The 5,289-nt window shown below is 64.3% G+C and carries 4 protein-coding genes; all 4 read right to left on the bottom strand.

Features of this window, described 5'->3' with window-relative positions; translation table 11 throughout:
* Positions 1-1,403 (bottom strand): amidohydrolase (locus RIF85_RS14330; RefSeq protein WP_309072577.1); only part of this gene is annotated, 1,403 nt, incomplete at its 3' end.
* Positions 1,400-2,812 carry a cytosine permease gene (locus tag RIF85_RS14325; protein WP_309072576.1) on the bottom strand — a complete coding sequence of 471 codons (1,413 nt, stop codon included), beginning with the start codon at positions 2,810-2,812 and terminating at the stop codon, positions 1,400-1,402. The genes RIF85_RS14325 and RIF85_RS14330, both read right to left, overlap by 4 nt.
* A gap of 81 nt (positions 2,813-2,893) precedes the next feature.
* Positions 2,894-4,411 (bottom strand): APC family permease, encoded by a 1,518-nt coding sequence (locus tag RIF85_RS14320; protein ID WP_309072575.1) that lies wholly within the window; start codon positions 4,409-4,411, stop codon positions 2,894-2,896.
* Positions 4,412-4,584: 173 nt separating this feature from the next.
* The coding region (locus tag RIF85_RS14315) for an aldehyde dehydrogenase family protein (RefSeq protein ID WP_309072574.1) at positions 4,585-5,289 on the bottom strand (705 nt) is incomplete at its 5' end.

The raw sequence follows: 5,289 nt of genomic DNA, 5'->3' as shown, positions 1-5,289 counted from the left end.
TCGGCATTCAGGGCGTGGACGTCCTCCTTCGGAGCAGTGCGCGTGCAGGCCGTGTGAAGGCCCCATAACGGATCGGGGCTGGTAACAGGCCAGTCGCTGCCCATCGCGAGGTGCGCCCCGGCGTCGCGCAGTGAAGCAAAGGGGAAGTGGTAACGGGCGCGGTCTTCCCCGATGAGGGGGAATTTCCGCTCGAGAATTTCCTGGTCGTTCCGTGCCCACAGCGGCTGCAGGTTCGCCGTCACCCCGAGCTCGGCGAACCGGCCGAAGTCGGCGGGGTCAACGACGTCGAGGTGGGCTATCTGATGTCGCTGCCCTGGACCGTTCCGGCGTCGGGCGTGGGCCACTGCGTCCAGGCATTCGCGTACCGCGCGGTCACCGACGCCGTGGAAGTGGATGTTCAGACCGGCCGCATCGAGCTCAGCCGTTATCTGCCCGAGGTGCTCGGGGCTGATCACCGAGTCACCCCGTGACTCTGGGTGCACGCCCCGGTATGGCTCGATGAGTGCAGCCGTGCAGTTCTCGCAGATGCCGTCCTGCATAATCTTCACGCTGCGCACGATGAAGCCGGCGTTACCGGCGGCCCTGATGCGTTCGAGCATCTCCGGAACGTACTCAGGCCCGGCGGTCGGCGGCCACCACATGGACCCGGTTACCCGTGCCCGCAGGGAGCCGTCGTTGATCGTTTCGATGTATGCCGGAAGGGAGTCGGGAAGGGTCAGGTAGGCGCCAAGGATTGCGTCATGCCACGCGGTGATTCCGAGCGAGAACAGGTGGTGCTGGGCGGCCAGCAGACCCTCGCGGAGGTCCTGGGGGCTATGCGGAGGGATGAGCCGGGAGACAAGTTCCCCGGCGGCATCCAGGAGTACGCCGGTCGGGTCGCCGTGTTTGTCCCGGATGATGCGGCCAGCCGCGGGATCCGGCGTATCGCTCCTGATTCCGGCCCGGCGGAGCGCCTCGGTGTTGACCCAGACCCCGTGAGCGTCGTGGCTCGTGAACACCGCCGGCTTGTGCGGCACCAGCTCGTCGAGCAGGTCCCGGGTGGGCAGCCCACCGGGGAAGACGTCGCCGAACCAGCCTGACCCCACGACCCATTCGCCGTCGTGGTTTGAAGCGTAATTGCTGATCAAGCCGGCATACCCGTCCAGGGAATGTGCCTGGTCAAGGTTGCAGCCGAGCAGCGCCAGTCCGCCGGCCTGGGCGTGGATGTGGGCGTCGTGGAAGCCGGGAAGCACGGCCGCGCCGGCGGCGTCGAGGTGTTCCGTCCCGGACCCCGCTAGCGGGAGGATCTCCTCGTCGCTGCCGACGGCGGTGATCCTCCCGCTCGTGACGGCCACCGCCGTCGAACTGCTGCGCTCGGGCAGCCAGAGCTGGGCACCGGTGATGATGAGATTCGGAGCGCTCATTTCACCCCGGCAGTGGTGATGGCGGAACGCTTCCAGAGACCGTAGGCCACGGCCGGTACGGCAAAGCCGACAATCCAGGCGACGTCCACGAACCCGAGTGGTTCCGCGAGAGGGCCGGTGTACATGGTGGTCACCATGAACGGGAACTGCACGAGGATGCCCAGCAGGTAGCTCACCAGGCCGATGGTGTCCCAGCGGCCGTAGATGCCGCCATCGCGGCGGAACATGTCGTCCACGGCGTAGTGGCCCTTGCGCAGGATGAAGTAGTCCACCAGGTTGATCGCCGACCAGGGGATGAGGACGTACAGCAGGACCGTGACGAAGTTGCCGAAGATGACCAGGAAGTCGTCCTTGCCGAGCAGGGCTCCGAGCATCGCGAGGAGAGCGTAGGCCACCGTCATCGAGACCCGCTTGACCGTGTCGATCCGGACCTTGGATGAGAGCGTCTCGAACACGGTGAGGGAACACATGACGCCGGAGTAGATGTTGGAGGAGTTCATCACCGCCGAGGCGATGCCGAAGGCGAAAAGGACGATCGGCCCGAACCCTCCTAGCAGTCCGCCGAGCGCTGACATGGCGTCGCCGTCGGTCGTGGTGAGGCCAACGAATGCGCCGAGGATCATGACCAGCACGGTGCCGATGACAAGTCCAAGGTAGGTTGCCCAGAACGCCTGGCGTGAGCCGCCCTCTTTCGGCATGTAACGCGAGTAGTCGGACACATAGGGCGCGTAGGCGAGCTGCCAGGTGACGCCGATAGCGAGCATGCCGAAGAATCCCGCGACGGTGAAGCCGAGGTCGCTCTGCACCGCGAACGTCGCGGGATTGGAAGCTGCGATCACGATCGAGATCACCACCAGGACGCCGACGACGACGGAGAACACGCCCATCAGCTTGCGCACCAGATCGTAACCGAAGATGGCGACGGCGAGAGCGATGACCGCGCAGACGATGATTCCGGCGTTGATCGAGTCACTTTGGAAGACCGCGGCGAAGCTCTGGGCGGCGACCACGAGGTTGGAAGCGAAGAAGCCGAGGAACATGATGAGCGCGATGAGCGCGAGGATGCTTCCACCGAAGTAGCCGAACTGGCCGCGGGCCTGCAGCATCTGGGGGATCCCGAGCTGCGGTCCCTGGGAAGCGTGCAGAGCAGCCCCCAGTCCGCCGATGACGTTGCCGATCACCACTGCCGTGATGGTCCAGCCCAGTGACAGTCCGAACAGGGTCGGTCCCAGTGCGCCGGTTACGACGGTCAACGGCAGCATGTTGATGCCGAGCCAGACGAAGAACAGCCCGCGGGTGGTGCCATGCCGCTCGTCCAGCGGAATGGGACGGATATGGCGGCGTTCGAATGTGATCAGCTTCGCGGTTCTGTCGGAACCGGTTGGGTTCTTGAGGGTGTCCTCGATCATGACTGCACTCCTTCGTGCGGTGAGTTGCGGACGGTTGGGCGGTTGAAAGAGTGCATCGGGAGCGAGTCTCTTGTCCCGGCTTCAGACGCCGGACGTGAAGGCCTCACTCTCAAGTACCTCGTGTGTGCTTCCAGCGTCACGGACTTTCTTGGCCCGGATGTAGCCGACGACGCCGAGGGCCAGGATGCAGCCGAGCGTGCCGAGGGCGAATGCCTCAAAGGTGAACTGGGAGACTCCCCAGATTTCTTCGAAGTTGTAGTCCAGTCCGAAGAGAACATCGAGCGTGCCGGGGAAGATGGCTACCCAGGAGCCGATGAGGATCCAGCCGAAGCAGATGGCGCCGAGAACCTTGAAGCCGGTGTCGGAGACCGGGACCTTGAACGGCCGGTCGGTATGCGGGTACTTGGTGCGGAGCCGCACGGCGGCGGGAATGGCGAACAGGTAGCTGAGCAGGAAGGTGGAGATGGAGATGCTCAGGACGACGCCGAACAGCGCGCTGCTGGTCCCGGTCAGCTGCATCGCCGCGAGCATGAACAGCGTGGCCACCACGCCGGAGAGGGTGTTCACGCGAATGGGGGTGCCCAGCTTGGGATGGAACTTGCCGAAGAAGCCTCCGAAGAAGGATCCGTCAGCGGCGGCCATGGCTTGCATGCGGTCGCTGATGATCATCCAGGCAGCGCCCTGGGAGACCAGGACGAAGCAGAAGACCATCGCGGAGATTGCCAGCATGACCTCGGCTGCTCCACCGAAGACGGTGTAGACCGTGGCAATTGCACCGAACAGTCCGCCGATACCGGTGATTTCGTCGACCGGGACCACCAGGAGGATGGCCAGGATCGGCAGCAGGTAGCTGGCGGCGGCGATGACCGAGGAGCGGGCTACGGAGATGGGAACGTCCTTGGCGGGGTTCTTCATCTCGCCGGCGGCGCTGTTCCCGGACTCAAACCCGAGGAAGGAGAACAGAAGCAGCGGGGTTACGCCGAGGAAGCCCGCGAGGGTGGGCGAGAAGAAGCCGAGGTCCAGGCCGTTGAAGCCATGCTGCAGCCCGTAAACCAGGGTGACGATGATGAAGAAGGTCAGGAAGAGGACCTTGAGGATCGCCCCGAGCGAGGGCAGCCACTTGCCGTGCTTCAGGCTGATGATCGCCGAGGTGACGGTAATCCAGATGAAGGCCAGCTTGAAGAGGTAGTCGCCGAAGCTGCCGGCTTCAATGTGCCCGACGTATTCCGACCAGGTCTCGACCGCCACGAACGCCATGGCGCCGCCAACCCACACCGGCTGCGTCACCCAGGTGAACAGCGAGGTGATGGCGGCGACCACGCGTCCGAAGGCCATCTTGGTCCAGACGTAGACGCCGCCCTCCTCGGTGAACGCTCCGCCGGTCTCCGCGAAGATGAGGCCGTACGGGATCATGAAGGTCACGGCGAGGATGAGCGTCCAGGTGAACGTCTCTCCACCGAACCCGGAAACCTGGCCCAGGATTTCCACGGAGATGACCGCAGCGACAACCAGGAGCAGGATGTCGAAGCGGCCGAGGGATTTCTGCAGATGCTGGCTTTGTTCCTCCGCGAGGCGGGTTTTGCCTACTGGCTGGTCCATGATCGGTCCTTTGTTTGCTTAAGTCTGCAACGTCGCAGACGTGCGTGAACGGTTCGAAGCCTCAGATGTGGGACGGGGAGGCGTCAGGTGCTGCCAGAAGCGTAGGCCTGTGAACTGCATCACGTACACCATTGAATACCGATGATCCTTATCACTTCATCTGATGAATCAACTCAGCCGAACTGGATCCACGTGGTCTTCGGCGCGGTGTAGTTGTCAAAGGCGTGGAGGGATAGATCCCGTCCGAATCCTGACTGCTTGAAACCGCCGAATGGGGTGGTGTTCCCGAGGGCGTCGACGGTATTCACAGACACCGTGCCGGCCAGCAGGTCACCGGCTACCCGGTGCGCCCGCGAGAGGTTCGACGTCCAGACCGACGCCGCCAGTCCATAGTCAGTGGCGTTCGCAAGGGATACCGCTTCCGCCTCGGTCTCGAAGGCATGCAGTACCGCCACCGGTCCGAAGATCTCCTCCCGGTGCACGTCGTGATCGCCAGGCAGGCCGCCCAGCAGCGTCGGCTCCAGGTAGGCATTGGAGCCACGGACCTCCCGGCGCTCGCCACCGAAAAGCACCTCACCGTCGGTGCGTCCGCGCACAATCCAGCCTTCGACGTCGTCCGCGTGGGCGCGGCTGATCAGCGAGCCATTCCCCTCAAGGCCGGCGAGCGGATCTGCCGTGCGGTAGTCCTCTGCCGCCTGGGCGAGGAGGGACGCGAACTCGTCGTGGATCTCCCGCTGAACCAGGATGCGCGAGTTCGCCGAGCACACCTGCCCCTGGTTGTAGAAGGCACCGAACGCGGCTTTGGCGGCAGCCGTCGCGAGATCCGCGGTATCGGCGAAGATGATGTTGGAGCTCTTGCCGCCCGCCTCCAGGCTCAG

Source organism: Arthrobacter sp. (assembly GCF_031179385.1).
In the GTDB taxonomy this organism is placed as follows: Bacteria; Actinomycetota; Actinomycetes; order Actinomycetales; family Micrococcaceae; genus Arthrobacter_D.
Note: the sequence above shows the minus strand (reverse complement) of the source record. Positions and strands in the feature narration are given on the sequence as shown.